Source organism: Streptomyces melanogenes (assembly GCF_014649795.1).
GTDB classification, from domain to species: domain Bacteria; phylum Actinomycetota; class Actinomycetes; order Streptomycetales; family Streptomycetaceae; genus Streptomyces; species Streptomyces noboritoensis.
The window spans coordinates 271200-289730 of sequence record NZ_BMTS01000004.1 but is presented as its reverse complement, the minus strand read 5'-3'; the positions used below and the strand labels follow the sequence as shown (position 1 = coordinate 289730).

The 18531-nt window shown below is 72.9% G+C and carries 26 protein-coding genes; 23 read left to right on the top strand and 3 right to left on the bottom strand.

Annotated features, from left to right (window positions below; all coding sequences use genetic code 11):
- Window positions 1-26: 26 nt before the first annotated feature.
- The gene (locus tag IE252_RS11390) at window positions 27-1202 is read right to left on the bottom strand and encodes an agmatine deiminase family protein (RefSeq protein WP_190089236.1); all 1176 of its coding nucleotides are present in this window, start codon (window positions 1200-1202) and stop codon (window positions 27-29) included.
- Window positions 1203-1345: 143 nt separating this feature from the next.
- On the bottom strand, window positions 1346-1930 hold the full coding sequence (locus IE252_RS11385; protein WP_190089235.1) for a TetR/AcrR family transcriptional regulator: 585 nt from the start codon (window positions 1928-1930) through the stop codon (window positions 1346-1348).
- A gap of 158 nt (window positions 1931-2088) precedes the next feature.
- Here IE252_RS11385 and IE252_RS11380 point away from each other — a divergent pair, with 158 nt between their 5' ends.
- The 17 genes from IE252_RS11380 (at window position 2089) to IE252_RS11300 (ending at window position 13126) form a co-directional block, all read left to right on the top strand.
- Complete coding sequence (locus IE252_RS11380; protein WP_190089234.1) at window positions 2089-3420, top strand: NAD(P)/FAD-dependent oxidoreductase; 1332 nt, start codon at window positions 2089-2091, stop codon at window positions 3418-3420.
- Between the two features lie 4 nt (window positions 3421-3424).
- Complete coding sequence (locus IE252_RS11375; protein WP_190089233.1) at window positions 3425-5287, top strand: transketolase; 1863 nt, start codon at window positions 3425-3427, stop codon at window positions 5285-5287.
- A gap of 59 nt (window positions 5288-5346) precedes the next feature.
- Entirely contained in the window at window positions 5347-5661 is a 315-nt protein-coding gene (locus IE252_RS11370; RefSeq protein ID WP_190089232.1) for a gas vesicle protein GvpO, read from the top strand.
- A 48-nt stretch (window positions 5662-5709) separates the two neighbouring features.
- Window positions 5710-6129, top strand: a complete 420-nt coding sequence (locus IE252_RS11365) for a gas vesicle structural protein GvpA (RefSeq protein WP_101386609.1) — start codon at window positions 5710-5712, stop codon at window positions 6127-6129.
- Window positions 6126-6842 carry a GvpL/GvpF family gas vesicle protein gene (locus IE252_RS11360; protein WP_190089231.1) on the top strand — a complete coding sequence of 239 codons (717 nt, stop codon included), beginning with the start codon at window positions 6126-6128 and terminating at the stop codon, window positions 6840-6842. Before IE252_RS11365 ends, IE252_RS11360 begins: the two co-directional genes overlap by 4 nt.
- A 27-nt stretch (window positions 6843-6869) precedes the next feature.
- Complete coding sequence (locus tag IE252_RS11355) at window positions 6870-7106, top strand: gas vesicle protein GvpG (protein ID WP_190089230.1); 237 nt, start codon at window positions 6870-6872, stop codon at window positions 7104-7106.
- Complete coding sequence (locus IE252_RS11350; RefSeq protein ID WP_190089229.1) at window positions 7103-7654, top strand: DNA primase; 552 nt, start codon at window positions 7103-7105, stop codon at window positions 7652-7654. The genes IE252_RS11355 and IE252_RS11350 overlap by 4 nt, the downstream gene beginning before the upstream one ends.
- The gene (locus IE252_RS11345) at window positions 7647-8723 is read left to right on the top strand and encodes an SRPBCC family protein (protein WP_190089228.1); all 1077 of its coding nucleotides are present in this window, start codon (window positions 7647-7649) and stop codon (window positions 8721-8723) included. Before IE252_RS11350 ends, IE252_RS11345 begins: the two co-directional genes overlap by 8 nt.
- Window positions 8723-9076, top strand: a complete 354-nt coding sequence (locus tag IE252_RS11340; protein ID WP_190089227.1) for a gas vesicle protein — start codon at window positions 8723-8725, stop codon at window positions 9074-9076. Before IE252_RS11345 ends, IE252_RS11340 begins: the two co-directional genes overlap by 1 nt.
- Window positions 9069-9863 (top strand): GvpL/GvpF family gas vesicle protein, encoded by a 795-nt coding sequence (locus tag IE252_RS11335; protein ID WP_190089226.1) that lies wholly within the window; start codon window positions 9069-9071, stop codon window positions 9861-9863. The genes IE252_RS11340 and IE252_RS11335 overlap by 8 nt, the downstream gene beginning before the upstream one ends.
- Entirely contained in the window at window positions 9841-10107 is a 267-nt protein-coding gene (locus tag IE252_RS11330) for a gas vesicle protein (protein ID WP_190089225.1), read from the top strand. Before IE252_RS11335 ends, IE252_RS11330 begins: the two co-directional genes overlap by 23 nt.
- Window positions 10104-10418: a gas vesicle protein K gene (locus IE252_RS11325; protein ID WP_190089224.1), complete on the top strand. Its 315-nt coding sequence runs from the start codon at window positions 10104-10106 to the stop codon at window positions 10416-10418. Before IE252_RS11330 ends, IE252_RS11325 begins: the two co-directional genes overlap by 4 nt.
- Complete coding sequence (locus IE252_RS11320) at window positions 10415-11386, top strand: cation diffusion facilitator family transporter (protein ID WP_190089223.1); 972 nt, start codon at window positions 10415-10417, stop codon at window positions 11384-11386. The genes IE252_RS11325 and IE252_RS11320 overlap by 4 nt, the downstream gene beginning before the upstream one ends.
- Before the next feature lie 98 nt (window positions 11387-11484).
- Window positions 11485-11655, top strand: coding sequence for a hydrophobic protein (locus tag IE252_RS11315; protein ID WP_190089222.1), 171 nt, complete (start codon window positions 11485-11487; stop codon window positions 11653-11655).
- A 112-nt stretch (window positions 11656-11767) separates the two neighbouring features.
- Window positions 11768-11944, top strand: coding sequence for a CsbD family protein (locus IE252_RS11310; protein ID WP_373298542.1), 177 nt, complete (start codon window positions 11768-11770; stop codon window positions 11942-11944).
- 151 nt (window positions 11945-12095) lie between these two features.
- Window positions 12096-12353: a DUF5133 domain-containing protein gene (locus IE252_RS11305; RefSeq protein ID WP_190089425.1), complete on the top strand. Its 258-nt coding sequence runs from the start codon at window positions 12096-12098 to the stop codon at window positions 12351-12353.
- Window positions 12354-12610: 257 nt separating this feature from the next.
- Entirely contained in the window at window positions 12611-13126 is a 516-nt protein-coding gene (locus IE252_RS11300; RefSeq protein ID WP_190089220.1) for a GNAT family N-acetyltransferase, read from the top strand.
- A gap of 54 nt (window positions 13127-13180) precedes the next feature.
- On the opposite strand, the gene IE252_RS11295 is transcribed toward IE252_RS11300, so the two are convergent.
- The gene (locus IE252_RS11295) at window positions 13181-14296 is read right to left on the bottom strand and encodes an AI-2E family transporter (protein ID WP_190089219.1); all 1116 of its coding nucleotides are present in this window, start codon (window positions 14294-14296) and stop codon (window positions 13181-13183) included.
- Between the two features lie 443 nt (window positions 14297-14739).
- Between IE252_RS11295 and IE252_RS11290 the strand changes: the two genes are divergently transcribed.
- The 6 genes from IE252_RS11290 to IE252_RS11265 are packed head-to-tail and all read left to right on the top strand — an operon-like array spanning window position 14740 to window position 18497.
- Window positions 14740-14916, top strand: coding sequence for a hypothetical protein (locus tag IE252_RS11290; protein WP_190089218.1), 177 nt, complete (start codon window positions 14740-14742; stop codon window positions 14914-14916).
- Entirely contained in the window at window positions 14913-15374 is a 462-nt protein-coding gene (locus IE252_RS11285; protein WP_190089217.1) for an MrpF/PhaF family protein, read from the top strand. Before IE252_RS11290 ends, IE252_RS11285 begins: the two co-directional genes overlap by 4 nt.
- The gene (locus IE252_RS11280) at window positions 15367-15627 is read left to right on the top strand and encodes a Na(+)/H(+) antiporter subunit B (protein ID WP_190089216.1); all 261 of its coding nucleotides are present in this window, start codon (window positions 15367-15369) and stop codon (window positions 15625-15627) included. Before IE252_RS11285 ends, IE252_RS11280 begins: the two co-directional genes overlap by 8 nt.
- Window positions 15624-16382, top strand: a complete 759-nt coding sequence (locus IE252_RS11275; RefSeq protein ID WP_190089215.1) for an MnhB domain-containing protein — start codon at window positions 15624-15626, stop codon at window positions 16380-16382. The genes IE252_RS11280 and IE252_RS11275 overlap by 4 nt, the downstream gene beginning before the upstream one ends.
- A gap of 22 nt (window positions 16383-16404) precedes the next feature.
- Window positions 16405-16752, top strand: coding sequence for a sodium:proton antiporter (locus tag IE252_RS11270; RefSeq protein WP_190089214.1), 348 nt, complete (start codon window positions 16405-16407; stop codon window positions 16750-16752).
- Complete coding sequence (locus IE252_RS11265) at window positions 16749-18497, top strand: complex I subunit 5 family protein (RefSeq protein ID WP_190089213.1); 1749 nt, start codon at window positions 16749-16751, stop codon at window positions 18495-18497. Before IE252_RS11270 ends, IE252_RS11265 begins: the two co-directional genes overlap by 4 nt.
- Window positions 18498-18531: the final 34 nt, after the last annotated feature.

Genomic DNA, 18531 nt, shown 5'->3' with positions numbered 1-18531 from the left:
CCGTCACCGGAACGGGTGCCCGCGCCTCACTCCGTGGGCTTGCCCGGCTGGTCGTGGGTCGAGCAGTGGATGCCGCCCCCGCCGGAGGCGACGGCGTCGATCTTCACGCCGACGACCTCCCGGCCGGGGAAGTGGTCGCGCAGGATCCCCTTGGCGCGGTCGTCGGCCTTGGCGTCGCCGAACGCCGGGACGAACACGGCCCCGTTGGCGACGTAGAAGTTGACGTACGAGGTGAGCATCTCGGGGTCGGTGCCCGTGATGCGGTCGGGGTCGGGCTGCGGCAGGTCGACGACCTGGATCTTCTTGCCGCGCGCGTCGGGGGTGTCCTTGAGGACCCGTCTGGCCTGGTCGGCCGAGCGGGACCAGGAGTCCGCGGGCTCGCCCGGGAACGCCCGGTCCAGGAGGACGACTCCGGGCGCGACGAAACGGGCCAGCGAGTCGACGTGCGCGTCGGTGATGTCCTCGCCGCGCACACCGGTGAACCAGATCACCTTCGCCACACCGAACACGCGCTTGAGCTCGTCCTCGATCTGCTGGCGGGACTTGCCCCGGTTGCGGTTGTCGTTGACCACCGAGCTCTCGGTGACCATCAGCGTGCCCGCGCCGTCGGTCTCGAACGAGCCGCCCTCGGCCACCAGCCACGTCCGCTCGCGCGGGATGCCGTACTTGGCGAGCACCGCACGGGCGACCCCGGCGTCGTCGGCGTGCCGCTGCTTGTTGCCCCAGCCGCTGAAGTTGAGGTCGACGCCGCGCACCTGCCCGCCGTCCTCGACGAACACCGGGACCGTGTCCCTGGCCCACAGGTCGTCCACCGGGATCGGTACGACCTCGACGTCCTCCCCGCAGGCCTGCTGCGCCGCCCGCACCTGCGCGGGGCGGGCCAGCAGGACCACGGGTTCATAGGCGCCGACGGCACGCGCGAGCGCCGCGATGTCCTTGCGGACCGCGGACAGTTGTCCGCCCCAGACGCCGGTCGAGGCGGGCCAGCACATGAACGTACGCGCATGGCTCTCCCACTCGGCGCCCAGGCGGCGGCTTCCGGCGGGGCCCGATGCCCGGCCGGACGGCGACGGGGACGAGGCGGTCTGCGACATCGCGTCCTCCGGGGAGCACGCCGTGGCGCCGAGAGCGACCGCGCCGGTCGCGGCCAGGGTGCGCAGTGCGGCGCGACGGGTGAAGGGGGTCTTCGAGGGCTGTGCCATGTCCGCACTGTCTCACTGACTGAAAATTCAGTCAAGAATGAAGAGAGCGGGCGTGCCGGGTGCGCTTTCTGGCGAAACAGGTGGATATTTTTGCTGAAAGTGGACCTTTTGCGGGGCCGGGCGGGGCGAGCTGGGGACGGGCTCTACCCGCGTGCCTCGGGGCCCAGCTCCAGGACCAGTGCGTCCCGCAGCAGGCCCCGCGCGCGCTCCAGCGTCAGCGTGCCCGTCAGCCAGCGCTCGCTCAGGCCCTCCACCAGCGCGGTGATCCGCTCGGCCGCGTCGGCGGCGACCACCTCGTCCCGGACCGTGCCCGCGTCCTGGGCCCGCCGGATGAGGTCGGCCGCGTACTCGACCCAGCGGGCCGTGGACTCGCGCAGTTGCTCGCGCAGCTCGGCGTCGAACCTGGCGCTCGCCTGGAACTCCCCCCACGCGGTGCTGTTCTCCACCACCATCGGGTCGTCCTGCAGTTCGAGGAGCAGCATCTCCTCCAGGTGGCGCCGGGGGTCGGTGCGGGGGCTCGCGGACGGTTCCGTATAGCGCTCGGCGCGCTCGTTGATGAACTCCAGGGTGCGGCGCATCAGGCCCGCGCGGTCGCCGAAGTGGTAGTAGATGAGCCCGGTCGACACCGAAGCCTCCGCCGCCAGTTCCTCGACCCGCAGACCGCGCACTCCGCGTCGGGCGATGAGGCGGGTCGCGGTTTCGAGGATGAGCTGCTGGCGCGTGGACACCCGGACAGCCTATCCGCGTGATCGCGCCGGGACGGTCACGGCCGGTGTCGTCCGACACGGCCGCGCACACCCGCCGGCGCCCCGGCCCGTGTTTGGCCCCGCCCGCCAAGGGCACGCGGGAACCCTGTCCGCCCGCCCCCAGCCAACGGGAGCCGAACGTGACCACCCCTACTCCGGACCGCCCCCGCATCGTCGTCGTAGGCGCCGGGTTCGCCGGGTACGAGGCCGCCCGCACCCTAGCGCGCCGGATGCGCGGCCGCGCCCGGATCACCCTGCTCAACCCCACGGACTACTTCCTCTACCTCCCCCTGCTCCCCCAGGTCTCCGCCGGGATCCTGGAGCCGCGCCGGGTCACCGTCTCGCTCACCGGGACGCTGCCCGGGGTGCGGCTCGTGCTCGGTGAGGCCGGGCGGGTCGATCTGGACGCCTCGACGGTGTCCTACACGGGGCCGGAGGGGGTGCCGGGCGAGCTGGCGTACGACCGGCTGGTGCTCGCCGTCGGCAGCGTCAACAAGCTGCTTCCGGTGCCCGGGGTCACCGAGCACGCGCACGGCTTCCGGGGGATGCCCGAGGCGCTGTATCTGCGCGACCACGTCACCCGGCAGATGGAGCTGGCCGCGCAGGGCACCGACACCCCTCGGGAGCGGGCCGCGCGGCGCACCTTCGTGGTGGTCGGCGGCGGCTACACCGGCACCGAGGTGGCCGCGCACGGCAAGCTGTTCACCGACGCCCTCGACCGGCGCGAACCGGCGCGCTGGATCCTGCTCGACATCGCCGACCGGCTGCTGCCCGAACTCGACCGCAGGCTGTCCGTCACGGCCGACCGGGTGCTGCGCCGCCGGGGTGTCGACGTGCGCACCCGCACGTCGGTGAAGGAGGCGACCGACGACGGGGTGCACCTGGACGACGGCGAGTTCGTCCCGACCCGCACCCTGATCTGGTGCGTGGGCGTGCGCCCTGATCCGCTGGTCTCGGAGCTCGGTCTGTCCGTGGAGCGCGGACGGCTGCTCGTGGAGCCGCGGCTGAACGTGCCGGGCCGCCCCGAGGTGTTCGCCTGCGGCGACGCGGCGGCCGTGCCCGACCTCACCCGGCCCGGCGAGTTCACCCCGATGACCGCGCAGCACGCCTCCCGGCAGGGCAGGACGGCCGCGCTCAACGTGGCCGCCTCGCTCGGCTTCGGCACCCAGCAGCCGTACAAACACCATGACTTGGGGTTCGTCGTGGACCTCGGCGGGGTGCAGGCCGCGGCCAACCCGCTGGGCGTGCCGCTCTCGGGCCCCCTCGCCGGCGCCGTCACCCGCGGCTACCACCTCGCCGCCATGCCCGGCAACCGGGTGCGCGTGGCCGCCGACTGGCTGCTCGACGCCGTGCTCCCCCGCCAGGGCGTCCAGCTGGGCCTCGTGCGGTCCTGGTCGGTGCCGCTGGACACGGCGACCCCGGAGCAGGCCCGCGTCCCGGGCGGCCCCGCACCCACGACCCGAAAGGACTGAGACCATGAAGAGCGCCCGCACCCCCGACCGCACCGAACTGACCGAGCTGGGACAGCAGTTGAGGGTCGACGCGGTCCGCGCCGCCGACGCCGCCGGGTCCGGCCACCCGACGTCCTCGATGTCCGCGGCCGACCTGGCCGCCGTGCTCCTGGCCGGGCATCTGCGGTACGACTTCGAACGGCCCGAGCACCCCGCCAACGACCGGCTGATCCTCTCCAAGGGGCACGCCTCGCCGCTGCTGTACGCGATGTACCGCGCGGCCGGGGTCGTCGACGACGAGGAGCTGCTGACCTTCCGGCGGCAGGGAAGCCGTCTGGAGGGGCATCCCACCCCACGGCTGCCGTGGGTGGACGTGGCCACCGGCTCGCTCGGCCAGGGGCTGCCGGTCGGGGTGGGCATGGCCTTGGCGGGCAAGCACCTCGACCACCTCCCGTACCGCGTCTGGGTGCTGTGCGGCGACAGCGAGCTCGCGGAGGGCTCGATCTGGGAGGCGGCCGAGCACGCCGGGGACCAGCACCTGGACAACCTCACGCTGATCGTCGACGTCAACCGGCTGGGCCAGCGCGGCCCGACCCGCCACCAGCGCGACCTGGCCGCGTACGCGCGCAGGTTCCGCGCCTTCGACTGGCACACCGTCGAGGTCGACGGCCATGACGTCGAGGCGGTCGACGCGGCGTACCGGGAGGCGGCGGCCACCGCGCGCCGGCCCACCGCGATCCTCGCGGGCACGGTGAAGGGCAAGGGCGTCGCCTCCGTGGAGGACCGCGAGGGGATGCACGGCAAGCCGCTGCCGGACGCCGAGGCGGCCGTCACCGAGCTCGGCGGCCCCCGCTTCGTCCGCGTCGACGTGACCGCGCCCCCCGCCGCCCGCACGCCCGAGGCCGCGCCCTCCGGCCGTCTTGCGCTGCCCCGCTACGAAGTGGGCGAGAAGGTCGCCACCCGTACCGCCTACGGGCAGGCGCTCGCCGCCCTCGGCACGGCGCGCGGCGACGTGGTGGTGCTCGACGGCGAGGTGGGCGACTCGACGAAGGCGGAGCTCTTCGCGAAGGAGCACCCCGAGCGGTACTTCGAGTGCTACATCGCCGAACAGCAGATGCTGGCGGCCGCCGTGGGCCTGGCGGCCCGGGGCTGGACGCCGTACGCCGCCACGTTCGCCGCGTTCCTGACCCGCGCCCACGACTTCCTGCGGATGGCCGCGATCAGCCGGGCCTCGCTCGTCGTGGCGGGCTCGCACGCGGGCGTCGCCATCGGGCAGGACGGGCCGTCGCAGATGGGTCTGGAGGACCTGGCGATGTTCCGGGCGGTGCACGGCAGTACGGTGCTCTACCCCTGCGACGCCAACCAGACGGCCAGGCTCGTCGCGGCGACGGCGGACGGCGAGGGCATCCGCTATCTGCGCACCACCCGGGGCGACACCCCGGTGCTCTACGGGCCCGACGAGGAGTTCCCGGTCGGCGGCTCCAAGGTGCTGCGGTCCTCGCCGCACGACAAGGTGACCCTGGTCGCGGCGGGCGTCACCGTCCACGAGGCGCTGGTCGCGGCGGACGCGCTGGAGGAGAGCGGCATCCCGGTGCGGGTCGTCGACCTGTACTCGGTCAAGCCGGTCGACGAGCGGGTGCTCCAGGAGGCGGCGGCGCTGACGGGGTGTCTGGTCACCGTCGAGGACCACCGCTCCCAGGGCGGCCTCGGCGACGCGGTCGCCGAGTGCTTCGCCGACGGCCGCCCGATGCCCCGCCTGGTCAGGCTCGCCGTCGAGAACATGCCCGGCTCCGCGACCCCCGAGGAGCAACTGGCCGAGGCCGCCATCGACGCGGCGTCCATCACGGCGACGGTCCGGGTGCTGTACGAGCGGGTCGTCACGAGCTGATCGAGCGGGTTTGCCCCGCCCGCGCGGGGCTACCCGGAAAGCCTCAGACGCGAGGTGACATGGCGAACACATCAGAGAACACGTCCGGCGGCAAACGCCACTCCCGGGAGGAGCTGCCCGGCCCCATGGACGTACTGCGCGGCGCCCGGGCCCAGCTCGCCGAACTCACCGGAATGACGGCGGAGTCGGTCTCGTCCTTCGAACGCGGCGAGGACGGCTGGGTCCTGCGCATCGAGGTCCTGGAGCTCGCCCGGGTCCCCGACACCATGAGCCTGCTCGCCTCGTACGAGGTCGAGCTGGACCGGCACGGCGAGCTGACCGGCTACCGGCGGCTGCGCCGGTACGAGCGGGGACGGGCCGACCGCACCCCGTAGGACGACGACTTCAACCTACGACATCACAGACAAGGAGGGCCGGACACCATGACGGTTGTCCCGGCACAACAAGGAGGCAGCGGCGGGACCAGTGGTCTCTACGACGTCCTGGAGCTGGTGCTCGACCGGGGGCTCGTGATCGACGCGTTCGTGCGCGTCTCCCTCGTCGGCATCGAGATCCTCAAGATCGACGTACGGGTGGTCGTCGCGAGCGTCGACACCTATCTGCGCTTCGCGGAGGCGTGCAACCGGCTCGACCTGGAGGCCGGTCCGCGCAAGAGCCCCGGACTGCCCGACCTGGTCGGGGAGATCACCGAGTCCGGTGCGCGCGGCAAGTCCAAGGGCGCGCTCTCGGGCGCCGCCCAGACCATCTCCGACGCCTTCCAGCAGGCCCGCGACGAAGCCGAACCCGAGCAGCGCCCGCGCACCCGGCGCACCGCCGCGCGCCGGAAGGAGGAGCAGGAATGACCACGTACATCTACGGGATCGCGCACCGCACGCACGCGCACCTGCCCGAGGAGATGGGCGGCGTCGGCGATCCGCCGCGCCCGGTGCGGACGGTCGTCCAGGGCGAGCTGGTGGCGCTGGTCAGCGACGCGCCCGAGGACCTGCGGCCCAAGCGGCGCGATCTGCTGGCGCATCAGAGCGTGCTCGCCGAGGCGGGCGCGGGCGGCGCGGTGCTGCCGATGCGGTTCGGCGGTGTCTCGCCCGACGACGACGCCGTGAAGGCCGCGCTGGCCGAGCACGGCGAGCGGTATCTGGAGCGCCTCGAAGCCCTTGAGGGCAAGGTCGAGTACAACATCAAGGCCGCCCACGACGAAGAGGCCGTGCTGCACCAAGTGCTCGCGGAAAGCCCCGAGTTGCGCGCCCTGAGCGAGGCCAACCGGCAGGCGGGCGGCGGCACCTACGAGCAGAAGCTGCGCCTGGGCGAGCGGATCGCCGTCGCGGTGCAGCAGCGCGAGGCGCGGGACGCGGTGCTGATCCAGCGGGCCCTGGAGCGCGCCGCCGAGGAGGAGCGGCCCGGGCCGCAGTCCACCGGCTGGCTGGCCAACCTCTCGTTCCTGGTGGCGCGCGAGCGCGCCGACGAGTTCGTGGCGTCCGTGGAGACACTGCGCAAGGAGGCACCGCACCTCGTCGTCCAGGTGCACGGTCCACTGCCTCCGTACAGCTTCACGGACTGACGCGCCCGACCCGACGGGAGGCTCCCCGTGGGACTGCTCAAGGAACTGCTGCTGCTCCCCGCGGCCCCTGTGCGCGGCACCTTCTGGGTGCTGGAGCAGGTGGTAGCGCAGGCGGAGCAGCAGTACCACGACCCCTCGGCCATCCGCAACGAACTCGCCGTGCTGGAACAGCGGTTGATGGCGGGCGAGATCGACGAGGCCGAGTTCGACCGCCGCGAGGACGAGCTCCTCGAACGGCTGGAGAACAGGAATCCGTCACGATGAACAACCGGCTGGCAATAGGGCTCGCGGTAGGCGCGGGCTATGTGCTCGGTCGCACCAAGAAGGCCAAGCTCGCGTTCGGCATCGGCACCATGGTGCTCGGCAAGCGCCTCAAGCTCAGCCCCGGGGCGCTCGCGGAGTTCGCGGCCGGGCAGTTGGAGAGCAACCCGCAGTTCAAGGAGATCGGCGACCAACTGCGCGAGGACCTGCGCGGGGTGGGCAGGGCGGCCACCGGCGCCCTGGTCAACCGGCAGCTCGAAGGCATCGCGGACCGGCTGCACGACCGCACCCTCGATGTGCAGGACCGCATCTCCGGAGTGGTTCCCGAGGGCCGGGCGGAGGCGGCCGAGAAGACCACCGAACCCGTCAAGAAGACGGCCGACCGGGCGAAGCGGTCCGCGCCCGCGAAGAAGGCGGAGTCGGCGAAGAAGTCCGAGCCGGTACGCCGTGCCGTCACCGCGAAGAAGGCCGCCGCCGCGCGCCGGGCCCCCGGCGCCGGGAGCCGCTCCTCGGAGCGGGCCGAGGCGAAGGGGGGCCGGTCCCGTGACTGAGACGAAACAGACGGGGGCGAAACAGGCGACCGGGCTGGTCGACAGCGCCGTCACCGACCGCCTCAAGTCCGAGCTACAGGCCCTCGCGCTCGCCCAGCTGGAGCGGGCGCTGACCGGCATCGGGCGCAAACTCGGCGAGTCCACGGTGAAGTTGAACGACATCGCCGAGGGGCGCAGCCCCGGTTTCTCCGCGCTGGCGCTGAAAGGCGGCCGCAAACTCACCGAGGGCAAGGGGCCGCTCCGTACCGCCCTGGAACTCGGCGCCGGCCACCTCAAGGAGAACGTCACCGACGCGTTCAGGAACCTCGGCGGCAAGAAGCCCGGCAAGGGCGGCGGCCGCAAACCGACGGTCATCATGGAGTCGGTCGACGTGGGCGTACCGGTTCGCGAGGCGTACGACCAGTGGACCCAGTACCAGGAGTTCTCCCACTTCACCAAGGGTGTCCGCAGCGCGAACAGCGCCGACGACACCAGCTCCGACTGGAAGCTGAAGGTCTTCTGGTCCAGCCGCAGCTGGAAGGCGCACACCACCGAGCAGGTCCCCGACGCACGCATCGCGTGGACTTCGGAGGGTGCCAAGGGCACCACCAAGGGCGTGGTGACCTTCCACCCGCTGGGCGACTCCCTCACCCGGGTGCTGCTGGTCGTCGAGTACTACCCGAAGGGCCTGTTCGAGCGGACCGGCAACCTCTGGCGCGCCCAGGGCCGCCGGGCCCGGCTCGACCTGAAGAACTTCGCCCGGCACATCGCCCTGCGCGGCGAGGCCCCGGACGGCTGGCGCGGCGAGATCCGCGACGGCGAGGTCGTCCTGAGCCACGAGGACGCGCTGGCGCAGGAGGAGAAGACGCGCGACGAGGACGCCTACGACGAGGCCCACGGGGACGAGGAGCCGTTCGAGGGCGAGTACGAGGAGGAGCCGGAGGGGGACGAGGAAATTCCCGAGGGCACCGAGAACACCGACGACGCCGTCGAATATGGCGACGAATGGGAAGAGGCTGAAGAGGACGCGCCGGAAGAGCCCCAAGAATCCGGTCGCCGGTACGCCAAGTCCGGTTCGCGGAGGCGCTGATGACGGTCCCGGGACGGCTCTCCGATCCGTATGCGTCGGACGGCGGCAGCGCGAATCTCGCCGACATCCTCGAACGCGTCCTCGACAAGGGAATCGTCATCGCCGGGGACATTCGCATCAATCTCCTCGACATCGAACTCCTCACCATCAAACTCCGCCTCATCGTCGCCTCCCTGGACAAGGCGAAGGAAATGGGCATCGACTGGTGGGAGGACGACCCCGCGCTCTCCGGCGCCGCCCGCCGCCGTGAACTCTCCCGGGAGAACGAGCAGTTGCAGGCCCGCATCGCCGAACTGGAAAGCCGCCACGACGACTCCCGGGACGCGCACGCGGAGGTGGTACGCGATGAATGAGGCGCTGTGGTACGTCTACGCGGTCGTGCGGCCCTTCGAGGGGGCGCCGCCCGACGGCGTGCGCGGCCTGGACGGCGGGCCGCCGAGGCTGATCGTCCACCGGGGGCTGTGCGCGGCGGCGAGCCCGGTGCCCGCAGGGGAGTTCGACGCCGCCCCGCTCCGCGCCCATCTGGAGGACCTGGACTGGCTCGCCGCCACCGCCCGCGCCCATCAGGCGGTGGTGGCCGCGCTGTCCTCGGTGACCTGCGCGATTCCGCTGCGGCTCGCCACGGTGTGCCGGGGCACGGGCGGGGTGCGCCGACTGCTCGACTCCGGGCGCGCCCGTTTCGTACCGGCCCTGGAGCGGCTGGACGGGCGGGTCGAGTGGGGCGTCAAGGTGTACGCGGAAGCCTCGGCGCCCGAGCCCGCGCCGCGGGCGAAGCCCGCGAGCGGGCGGGAGTATCTGCGCCGCAGGCTGGGCCAGCGCCAGGCCCGTGAGGACACCTGGCGGCAGGCGGGCGCCCTCTCCCGCAGTCTGCGCCGGACGCTGTCCGGGCACGCCGAGGCGGAGCGGCTGCACCGGCCGCAGAGCGCGCGGATCTCGGGGCAGGCGGGCGAGAACGTGCTCAACGCCGCCTATCTGGTGCCGCGCGAGCGCAGCGCGGAGTTCGTCGCCCTCGCCGAGCGGCACGGATCGCGGGTCGCGGGGGTGCGCGTCGAGGTGACCGGGCCGTGGGCGCCGTACTCCTTCGCGGGCGGCGTGGACGCGGACGGAGGAGGAGCCGATGGCCCCGACGGCAGCCGTTGACGGCACCCACGCCGAGCGGCAGGTGGCCCTGGTCGATCTGCTCGACCGGCTCCTCGCGGGAGGCGTGGTCCTCGCCGGCGACCTCACCCTGCGCATCGCGGACGTGGACCTGGTCCGGATCGATCTCAACGCGCTGGTCAGCTCGGTGAGCGCGGAGGTCCATTCGCCGTTCGAGAACGCGTACGAGAGCGAGGGGCCCGCGCTGCCGACCAGCTCGTACGACCGCTTCTGGGAGGGCTCATGAGCGGGCGGCGGCGCGTGGAGCTCGACGCCGACACGGTGGAGCGCGATCTCGCCCGACTGGTCCTGACCGTGGTGGAGCTGCTCCGCCAGCTGATGGAACGTCAGGCCCTGCGCCGGGTGGAGACCGGTGAGCTCACCGGCGAGCAGGAGGAGCGGATCGGGCTCACCTTGATGCTCCTGGAGGACCGGATGGGCGAGCTGAGGGCGAAGTTCGGGCTGCGCCCGGAGGACCTCAACATCGACCTCGGACCGCTGGGCCCGCTGCTGCCCGTGGAAGCCGCTGGTCGCCCTGACGGGGAGCGCGGACCGTGAGCGGGAACAGGAACGGCAAGGCGCCGGGGCGGACCGGGGGCAAGGACTCCGGCACCCGGCTCACCGTCCTCGTCGCGCTCGGCGCGAATCTGCTCATCGCCGTGGCGAAGGCGATCGGCGGGGTCGTCGCCGGCTCCCCGGCGCTGCTCTCCGAGGCGGCCCACTCCGTCGCGGACAGCGTCAACGAGGTCTTCCTGCTGGCCGCACTGCGCCGCAGCCGCCGTCCGCCGGACCGCCACCACCCCTTCGGCTACGGCAAGGAACGCTTCTTCTGGTCCCTGCTCGCGGCCGTGGGCATCTTCGTGATGGGCGGCTGCTTCTCCGTCTTCCAGGGCATCGAGGCCCTGCGCTCGGGCGCGGACGAGTCGCACTCCGGGTACATCGCGGGGCTCGCCGTGCTCGCGGTCGCCCTCCTCGCCGAGGGCGCGTCGCTGCTGCGGGCCCTGCACCAGGTGCGCGGCCAGCCGGGCGGCGGCATCGGGCGCGATCCCGCGCTGCGCACGGTGGTCGCGGAGGACGGGACGGCCGTGCTCGGCGTCACCCTCGCCATGGCCGGGATGGCGCTGCACATGACAACCGGTCAGGTGGTCTGGGAAGGCTCGGCCTCGCTGGCCATCGGCGCACTGCTCGGATACGTGGCGTACCGGCTCGGCAAGGACGCCCGCGACCAGCTCATCGGGGAGGCGGTCGACCCCGAGACACGCGACCGCATCCGGGCGCTGCTGGACGCGCAGCCGGAGATCGACAGCGTGGAGGCCCTGCTCACCATGCGGCTCGGCACCGACTCCGCGCTGGTCGCGGCCCGTATCGACCTGGCGCCGGGCCTGGAGAGCGAGCGGGTCGAGCTGGTCTGCGAGCGCATCAAGGAATCGGTGGCCAACATCTGGCCCGACGCCGACCAGGTGTTCCTGGACGTCACGGACGCGGCGACGGCCGATGCCCGTGGGTCCAGGGGTGGAAAACCATGAACGGATCTCCGTTACCGGCAATCACCCGACCCCTGTCCGGAATTCGCCGTGCATGACGCGGCCCGGCAGGGGAACCCGCTTTTGTGGAGGTGCATAGCATGGTTCCCCTTCTTGTCGTTCTCCTGCTCGCGCTGCTTCTCTTCGGCGCCGGTTTCGCGCTCCAGGTTCTGTGGTGGGTCGCGCTTGTCGTCCTGGTCCTGTGGCTCGTGGGTTTCGTCGCGCGTCCGGCCGCGGGTGGTGGGCGCCGAAGCCGCTGGTACCGGTGGTGAACGCGCTACCCGGAGGGATTCCCGGCGGATACGAGAGAGACGTTTGCGGATCCACTGAACGGTCAGACTCGGACGTGACCACCGAATTCGAAAAGATCAGGGTGTGATTACCGTGACCGCGAAGAACGAGAAGGCCAAGGCGAAGGTCGAGCAGGCCAAGGGAAAGGCCAAGGAGACCGCGGCCCGCGCGGTGGGCAACGAGAGCAAGGCCGCCGAGGGGCGCGCCGAGAAGGCGAAGGGCGATCTCCGCCAGGCCAAGGAGAAGACCAAGGACGCGTTCCGCAAATAACGCGGTTCCCGGCGCTGTGGGGCCGGGCGGAGTCCCTCCGCCCGGCCCCGTTGGCGCGGGTCGTCACGGAGCGCAGCAATACGGCTCGCGCAGGTCCCCGGACCCGGTCAGGATGGGTGGGCCGGGGCCCGCCCATGTGCAGGAGGACATGATGCTGCTGCCCGACAAGCAGACCCTCGCACGGCTGCTCTCGCACTACCGGGCGCATGAACGCGCGGTCCTGGCACAGCCCCATGAGCCCGCCCTGCGCCGACGCTTCGAGGACACCGCGTACACGCTCTGCGTGCTCATGGGCGAGCGCACCGCGCGCGAGGCGGTGCATGCCGCCGAGCGCTACCTCAGCCGCACCCGCCCGACGGTTCGCGCTCCCCTCGCCCCGGCCGCTTCCCCACCGTCGCCGACCGGCTAGCAACGTGGGACACCCATGAAATCCACGGGTGTTTTCCCGGCAATGTGGTACATTTCAAGGGTTCGTGTCGTTTCGGATTGAGGATGAAAGGGAGGTGGGGCTGATGACCGCGCTCAAGGCCACTGCGAAGAGCAGCGCCCGGACCGCCCTCACGTCCCGGGCGACGGTCTGACCCAGTCACCCCGCCTCGCCGAGAGCGTGAGCTCGCGAGGTGTTCTCCCACACGAACCCACCATGAAACGGATCCTCATCCCGTCATGCGTACACGCAACCCCTGGAACACCCGCGCCGAGACCGGCGCCGACATCCCCGCCGTCCGTGCCGTCAACCTCGCGGCGTTCGAGACTCCCGGGGAGGCCGACCTCGTCGACGCCCTGCGCGCCGACCCCGCCTGGATCGACGGCCTCTCCCTCGTCAGCACCGACGAGGACGGCCGCCCCGTCGGCCACGCCCTGCTGACCCGCTGCCACATCGGCGACACCCCGGCCCTGTGCCTGGCTCCCGTCGCCGTACTGCCCGAGTACCAGCGGAGCGGGGCCGGTTCGGCCGCCGTCCGCGCCGCACTGGAGGCGGCCGCGGGCCTCGGCGAGCGCTTCGCGGTCGTCCTCGGACACCCCGCGTACTACCCGCGGTTCGGCTTCACCCGCGCCTCCGCGCACGGGATCGGCCTGACCATCGAGGTCCCGGACGAGGCCCTGATGGCCCTGGCCCTGGACCCGGCCCACCCGCTGCCTGGCGGCACCGTCCGTTACGCGGCGCCCTTCGGTATCTAGCCGGGATCCTCGCGCCTGCCGTACGAGGGTGTTCCCCCTCGTACGGCAGGCGCGTCAGGACGTATCCGTCCTGGAGAAGACGTGCTCGTCCAGGACGATGCCGATGGCGACGGCGGCCGGGATGGCGACCAGGGCGCCGATGACACCGAGCAGCGCCCCGCCGATCAGTACGCCCACGACCGTGACGAGCGGGTGGACGTCGACGGCGAACTTCATGACCCGGGGCACGATCAGATAGTCCTCGGCCAGCCGGAAACCGACGTAGAAGCCCGCGGTGGCCAGGGCGACCGGCAGGGACACCGACAGGGCCACCAGGCTGACGACGATGCCGCCGATGGTGGTGCCGACGATGGGGATGAGGTCCATCAGCGCGATGAAGACGCCGAGCGCCGCCGGGTAGGGGACGCCGGTCACCGCGCACCAGACGAAGGTGGCCGCACCGGCGATGACCGAGGTGGCCACGTTGCCGAGCATGTAGCGCCCCACCCGGTTGAGGACCTCCTCGGTGACCTCCTGGGCGTGCGGGCGTTTGCGGGCCGCCACGAAGCGCAGGCAGAACCGTTTGAGCCCGGGCAGGAACGCCATCACGTACACCGTCACGACGATGACGATGGCGGCCGAGGTGATCGCGCCGACCACGAACTTCCCGGCGCCCAGCAGCCCGCCGGCCAGCCCGGCCGCCCCACCGGAGGAGAACTGCTGCCTGGCCTTCTCCACCAGGTGGTAGCGGTCCTCGAACCGGCCCAGCGCGGAGTTGTGGTCGTGCAGGTCCCGCAGCCAGCCGGGAACGGCCTTGACCAGCGCGTTGATCTCGTCGGCGGCCGGCGGTACGACCAGCGCCAGGAACCCCGCGAACAGCGCGAGCAGCAGGACCAGGACGACCGCGACGGCCCAGCCCCGGCGCAACCGGTGGCGGGTGAGCCACACGACGACGGGTTCGAGGGCGAGCGCGAGGAACACGGCGAGCAGCAGCAGGGTGAGCAGGCTGCCGACCTCCAGGACGGTCTGCACCGTCAGCCACGCCAGCGTCGCTCCCAGGCCCAGCGAGAAACCGACGGCGAACCACGACCGGCCGCCCACGCCCTTGCGGCCCACGTCCCGGACAACCCCCGCCGAGGCCGGGTGCTCCGGCTCGCGGCCGTCGTCGGCGTCAGGCCCCACGGAGGTCATCGCGCACCCACGGGGTCGATCGGTGCCTTCTCGCGGGGCCCGCAGGACCGTGTCGCATGGTGTGCGCTCCCTTCCCGTCGCACCGCGCGCGGATGCGGCCCCGGCGGTCCGCCGTCTGCCGTCTCTAGATCGAGCATCTCCGACCGCCGGGCATCCGGCCACATGGGCCGCACGGGCTGCGGCGTTCCCCGCCCCGGCGCTGGATGTGGCGTGGAGCCGGGTGCCCCTCCCGGGCCTCGCGAAACGGCGGCCCCGCCGTCCGGGGGATTGCCGGGCGGAGCGCCGGGTACCCGCCGGCCCGGAGAAGGCGGGGCGCGGTGGCGCCGCGCGCCGTCGGCGGCCCGCCTGCCCTCGGTGCTTTCATGAGCGCACTCCCCGCGACGCGGGCGCGTCCGACCCGGGCGCGCCCACCGGTTCCCGACAGCTGTCGAGGTGATGTACGGATGGGTCGAGCGGCGGCCGTGACCGCCGAACTCCTCGCGTGGTGGCTCCTGCTGATGGCCGCGTGGCTCGTGTTCATCAGTACGGTCGACGCCCTGGAGGGGTTCGTCGGGGCCGGGTGCGCCCTGCTGGGGGCGCTGGCGGCCTGCGGGGCGCGGCGGGCGATGGGCGAGCGGTGAACGGGTGGCTGTGGACCGCGACCGTCCTGCTCGCGGTGGGGTTCGGGCCGGTGGTGTGGGCCGTCGCGACCGGGCCGGTGGGGCGCCGGGTGGTCGCCCAGAACTTCGGCACGTCGGCCGTCTGCCTGGTCATGCTGCTGCTCGCGCAGGGCTACCAACGGCCCTCGTACACCGACCTCGCCCTGGTGCTCGCCGTGCTCGGCCCGGTCGGCACCTTGGTGTACGCACGGCTGCTCGCCGACGACCTCTCCCCGCATCCCCCGCACACCAACCTGCTGACCGCAGCGGCCGCCCTGGCCACCACGGCGGTGGTCGTCGCGGTGTGCGCGGCCACGGGACCGGGCCGGGCCATGGTGAAACTGCTGGTGACCGGGGCGCTCCTGGTCGCCGGGAACGTCATCGCCTCCCGGGCGGTCTCGGGCGGCTACCGGAACGCGGAGGCGACCTCCCATGGCTGATGTGCTCACCGTCCTCGCGCTGCTCCTGGTCGCCGTGGCGGCGACCGCGGCGGTGGCGGTCCGTGACCCGGCCCGCCAGGCGCTGGTGCTCGCGGTGCTCGGCCTTGCGCTCGCCGTCCTGTTCACGGTGCTGCAGGCACCGGACGTGGCCCTCTCCCAGCTCGCGGTGGGCTCGGCGCTCACCCCGCTGCTGATCCTGCTGTCCGTACGCAAGGTCCGGCGCCGGGGGCAGCGCGAGGACGGCGGCCGGTGAGCCGGCGACTGCGGATGTGGGTCCTGGCCGTGGGCGGCCTCGGCGTGGCCGCGCTGCTCGCGGCCGCCGCACTGCGGCTGCCGGGCTTCGGCGGCGACGACCACCCGTACGGGGAGCGCGCCGTCGAGGCCTCCCTCGCCCGCCGGACCTCCAACACCATCGCGTCCGTCAACTTCGACCAGCGGGCCTTCGACACCCTGGGCGAGGAGACCATCCTGTTCGCCGCGGTGCTCGGCACCGTCGTACTGCTGCGCCAGACCCGCGACGAGCGCCAGGTGCGCCCCGCCCCCGAGCGGGTCGCCGCCCCCGTCCGCCGCTACGCGCTGGTCATGCTGCCGGTCGCGCTGCTGACCGGGCTCTACGTCATCGCACACGGGCAGCTGAGCCCCGGCGGCGGCTTCCAGGGCGGCGTGGTCGTGGCGACCGCGCTGCACCTGCTCTACATCGGGGCGGACTACCGCGCCCTGGAGCGGATCCGGCCGGTCGGCCTGTACGAGGTCGGGGACGCGGCGGGCGAGGCGGCGTATCTGATCCTCGGCGTCGCGGGACTCGTCGGCGGCTCCGCGTTCCTCGCCAACACCCTGCTGCCGTACGGCACGTTCAACACCCTGGCGTCGGGCGGGACCGTACCGCTCCTCAACGCGGCCGTCGGCATGGAGGTGGCCTGTGCGGTGGTGGTGCTGCTCGCCCGCTTCCTCGACCAGGCCGTGGAGATCGAGCGGAGCACCGGAAGCGGGAACGACCGAGGGGAATGAACGGGGGCGCGAGCGCGCGGTGATGTCCGTACTGCCGTACCTGGTCGCGGGCTGGATCTTCCTGGCGGGCTGCTACGGCATCGCCACCAGCCGCCACCTGGTCCACGCGGTGGGCTGTCTGGCGGTCTGCCAGTCCTCCACGTACGTCCTGCTGCTCGCCGTGGGCTACCGGGACGGCGGCACGGCGCCGGTCCACTCCGACCTGGCACCGGGCTCGCGGCCGGTCGTCGACCCCGTCGTGCAGGCGCTCGCCCTCACCGACGTCGTGGTCGGGGCGACGGTGACCGCGCTGCTGCTCGCGCTGGTGATGCAGGTGGCCAAGCGGCACGGCACGGTGGATCCCGACGAGCTCTCCGAGCTGCGCGGATGAACCAGCTGCTGCCGCTGGTCGTGGCCCTGCCGCTGCTCGGCGCCGCCGCCCTGGTGGCCGCCGGGCGCCGACTGCCGCGCGTCGCCGCCGAGTCGGTCGGCGCCTGCACCGCGGCGGCGACGGCCGTCCTCGCGATCGTCCTGCTCGTCCACTCCTCGCCCGGCGCCGAGGAGTGGGTGGGCGGCTGGCGGCCGAAGAACGGGGCGGGTGTCGGCATCGTCCTGGTCGGGGACGGTCCCGGCACCGGGCTCGCCGCCCTGGTGTCCGTCCTGGTCGTCGCCGTACTCGTCTACTCCTGGCACTACTTCGACGAGCCGCCGCGCCGCCACGCGGGCTCCTTCCCCGTGCTGGTCCTGCTCTTCCAGGCGGGCATGTGCGGCTTCGCGCTCACCGGGGACCTCTTCAACGCCTTCGTCTTCTTCGAGCTGATGAGCGTGGTGGCGTACGCGCTGACCGGCTACCGCGTCGAGGAGGCCAAGGCGGTCCAGGGCGCGCTCACCTTCGGGGTGGTCAACTCGCTGGGCGCGTACGCCACGCTGACCGGCATCGTGCTGCTCTACGCCCGCACCGGCGAGCTCGGCATGCGGCAGATCGGGGCGCGCCTGGACGCGCACGGCGGGCCGGACGCGCTGACCCTGGCCGCCTTCGCCCTCGTCCTGACCGGCCTGCTGGTGAAGGCGGCCGCCGCGCCGTTCCACTTCTGGCTGCCCGACGCGCACGCGGTCGCGCCGACGCCGGTGTGCATGCTGCTGTCCGGGGTGATGGTGGAGCTGGGGGTGTACGGCACCTGGCGGGTGTACGGCACGGTCTTCGCGGGACCGGGCGGGCTGCCCGCCCCGGACGCCGAGCGCGCCCTGGTGGTGCTCGGCACGCTGACCGCGCTGGTCGGCGCGCTGATGTGCTGGCAGCAGCGCCACATCAAGCGCCTGCTCGCCTATTCGACCGTCGCCCACACCGGGCTCTTCCTCGTCGGCGTCGGCCTGCTGCGGCCGGAGGCGAGCGGCGGGGTGGCGCTGTACGTCCTGGGCCACGCGGGCGCGAAGGCCGCCCTGTTCGCCTGTACCGGCATCCTGCTCGACCGCTACGGCAGCGTCGACGAGCACGAACTGCACGGCCGCGCCCGGGAGTTGCCGGTCGTCGCCGTCCTGTTCACGGTGGGGGCGCTGGCTCTGGCGGGGCTGCCGCCGTTCGGCACGGGACTGGGCAAGTCGGTCGCGGAGGAGGCGGCGGGCGGCGGCTTCACCGTGCTGTTCGTCGCCGTGTCGTCCCTCACCGCGGGTGCCGTGCTCAGGGTGGCCGCCCGGGTGTTTCTGGGCCTGGGGCAGCCGCCCCCGAGCGACCCGGCGCACGAGACGAGCGGCGAGGACGAGGAGCCGGAGACCGAGGGCCGGCTCGGCCGGGTGCCCGCGACCATGCTCGGGGTGCCCGCTGTACTGCTCGCCGGGTCGCTGGCGTCGGGTCTGGTGCCGGGCCTGGCGGAGGCGACCGGCCGGGCGTTCGGCGTGGAGGCGCACCACGCACCGCACTGGACCTTGCCGGGGGTGCTCCTCGGGCTCGCCTCGGCGGTGCTGGCGGCGGGCCTCGCCGGGGCGGCCGTACGCGGCCCGGCGCGCACCGAACCGCACCGCTGGGCGGAGCCGCTGCGCCGCCTCCACTCCGGCCACATCGGCGACTACGTGGCCTGGCTGCTGGCGGGCACCGCCCTGCTCGGCGCGCTAGCGCTGCCGGGCGTCCTCACGGGCTGAGCGGGGCATGGGAGTCGGCCGAACAGCCACCTGG

Coding starts and splice junctions, on each gene's coding strand:
- IE252_RS11300 (WP_190089220.1), top strand. CDS start 12,611: ATGCGTACACGCAACCCCTGGAACACCCGCGCCGAGACCGGCGCCGAC.
- IE252_RS11375 (WP_190089233.1), top strand. CDS start 3,425: ATGAAGAGCGCCCGCACCCCCGACCGCACCGAACTGACCGAGCTGGGA.
- IE252_RS11340 (WP_190089227.1), top strand. CDS start 8,723: ATGACGGTCCCGGGACGGCTCTCCGATCCGTATGCGTCGGACGGCGGC.
- IE252_RS11315 (WP_190089222.1), top strand. CDS start 11,485: ATGGTTCCCCTTCTTGTCGTTCTCCTGCTCGCGCTGCTTCTCTTCGGC.
- IE252_RS11295 (WP_190089219.1), bottom strand. CDS start 14,296: ATGACCTCCGTGGGGCCTGACGCCGACGACGGCCGCGAGCCGGAGCAC.
- IE252_RS11350 (WP_190089229.1), top strand. CDS start 7,103: ATGAACAACCGGCTGGCAATAGGGCTCGCGGTAGGCGCGGGCTATGTG.
- IE252_RS11305 (WP_190089425.1), top strand. CDS start 12,096: ATGCTGCTGCCCGACAAGCAGACCCTCGCACGGCTGCTCTCGCACTAC.
- IE252_RS11325 (WP_190089224.1), top strand. CDS start 10,104: ATGAGCGGGCGGCGGCGCGTGGAGCTCGACGCCGACACGGTGGAGCGC.
- IE252_RS11270 (WP_190089214.1), top strand. CDS start 16,405: ATGTCCGTACTGCCGTACCTGGTCGCGGGCTGGATCTTCCTGGCGGGC.
- IE252_RS11265 (WP_190089213.1), top strand. CDS start 16,749: ATGAACCAGCTGCTGCCGCTGGTCGTGGCCCTGCCGCTGCTCGGCGCC.
- IE252_RS11280 (WP_190089216.1), top strand. CDS start 15,367: ATGGCTGATGTGCTCACCGTCCTCGCGCTGCTCCTGGTCGCCGTGGCG.
- IE252_RS11390 (WP_190089236.1), bottom strand. CDS start 1,202: ATGGCACAGCCCTCGAAGACCCCCTTCACCCGTCGCGCCGCACTGCGC.
- IE252_RS11365 (WP_101386609.1), top strand. CDS start 5,710: ATGACGGTTGTCCCGGCACAACAAGGAGGCAGCGGCGGGACCAGTGGT.
- IE252_RS11360 (WP_190089231.1), top strand. CDS start 6,126: ATGACCACGTACATCTACGGGATCGCGCACCGCACGCACGCGCACCTG.
- IE252_RS11330 (WP_190089225.1), top strand. CDS start 9,841: ATGGCCCCGACGGCAGCCGTTGACGGCACCCACGCCGAGCGGCAGGTG.
- IE252_RS11290 (WP_190089218.1), top strand. CDS start 14,740: ATGGGTCGAGCGGCGGCCGTGACCGCCGAACTCCTCGCGTGGTGGCTC.
- IE252_RS11370 (WP_190089232.1), top strand. CDS start 5,347: ATGGCGAACACATCAGAGAACACGTCCGGCGGCAAACGCCACTCCCGG.
- IE252_RS11335 (WP_190089226.1), top strand. CDS start 9,069: ATGAATGAGGCGCTGTGGTACGTCTACGCGGTCGTGCGGCCCTTCGAG.